We start from the raw sequence: 1,310 nt of genomic DNA on the forward strand, positions 1-1,310 counted from the left end.
TCATGCGTAGAGGAAACTTAACTGCCTATACCAACAAACCTTTGAAAGTCCATAAACAAATCACTATCAACGGGACACTATGGTATTACCTTATCAACAACTCTGAACTCGTTACTTGGGTTCGTGCATCCAGCGTTACAGCTACCGCATACGATCAAATTCAATATAATAAAGCAATGAGTACTACAACCTATGCGGGTGTTAAAACAGCGACAGGAAATAATGTTTGGACTGTTCCAAACGGTACACTAGGCGCTAAAGTAGTAAATCCGCTTTCCAGTTACACAGGTAAAAATTTAAAGCTTATCCGCGAAATGAAAACTAGCAAAGGTGTCTGGTATCAATTTAGCATTGACGGGAAGACTATTGGTTGGGTGGAGAATAAAGCTGTAACTATTCTTTACACACCTAGTATGGAAAAACCAGCGAATTTAACGCGCTATGTCAATGTCCCTAACGAATCTGTTTACTATTTTCCAGTTGCTGATTCCTCCATGCGTAGAGGAAACTTAACTGCCTATACCAACAAACCTTTGAAAGTCCATAAACAAATCACAATCAACGGGACACTATGGTATTACCTTATCAACAACTCCGAACTCGTTACTTGGGTTCGTGCATCCAGTGTTAGTGCAACTAAGCCTGACCAAACAGTCTATGACAAAACATTGACCGCTTACGGTAAGACAAAAACAACAGCGAATCAATACATCTGGAAACTAGTCCCAAACACGTACGGTATAAATTCTAAGATCGCACCACTTTCCAATTACAGTGGTAAAAAGCTCCGCATCTTGCGTGAAGCCAAAACAACTGGCGGTTTATACTACCAAATCAGTTCAAACGGTCAACTTCTTGGCTGGGTCAATGCAAGTGCCCTGACGAAATTTTATGATGGCGCGATTGCTGAAAGACCAGTGAACCTAACGAAAAAAGTAGCCAATACAGCTGGCGTACTCTACTCATTCCCTGTCGATGATCCTCCGATTAAAGTTGGAACGCTTGCTAAATTTGCCGGTAAAACATTAACTGCAGATCGTCAAGCAAACATCGAAGGAAAAGTATGGTACCGCCTCAAAAATGGTAATGTCGTTATCGGTTGGACTTTAATGGCAAACCTTAAATAACATGAAAAAGCAGTAAATCCACGAAATGATATGCTCCCTATAGAGTAGACAATGGAAAAAACAAAAATTCCAAATCTACTTTATAAGGGAAGTTTTTTGTATGTCAAAACGCACACGTTTTTTCCGTCGAAGAAAAACATACCGCAGTAAAAAAAATAGCCTCCAAGGACGAAATATACCATT

The 1,310-nt window shown here is 39.9% G+C and carries 1 protein-coding gene; it reads left to right on the forward strand.

The window, feature by feature from the left end; all coding sequences use genetic code 11:
* Positions 1-1,127, forward strand: a 1,127-nt coding sequence (locus tag PCORN_RS16690; RefSeq protein ID WP_036082688.1) for a GW domain-containing glycosaminoglycan-binding protein, incomplete at its 5' end; no start/stop codon positions are given.
* Positions 1,128-1,310: the final 183 nt, after the last annotated feature.

This window comes from Listeria cornellensis FSL F6-0969, assembly GCF_000525855.1.
Taxonomy (GTDB): domain Bacteria; phylum Bacillota; class Bacilli; order Lactobacillales; family Listeriaceae; genus Listeria_A; species Listeria_A cornellensis.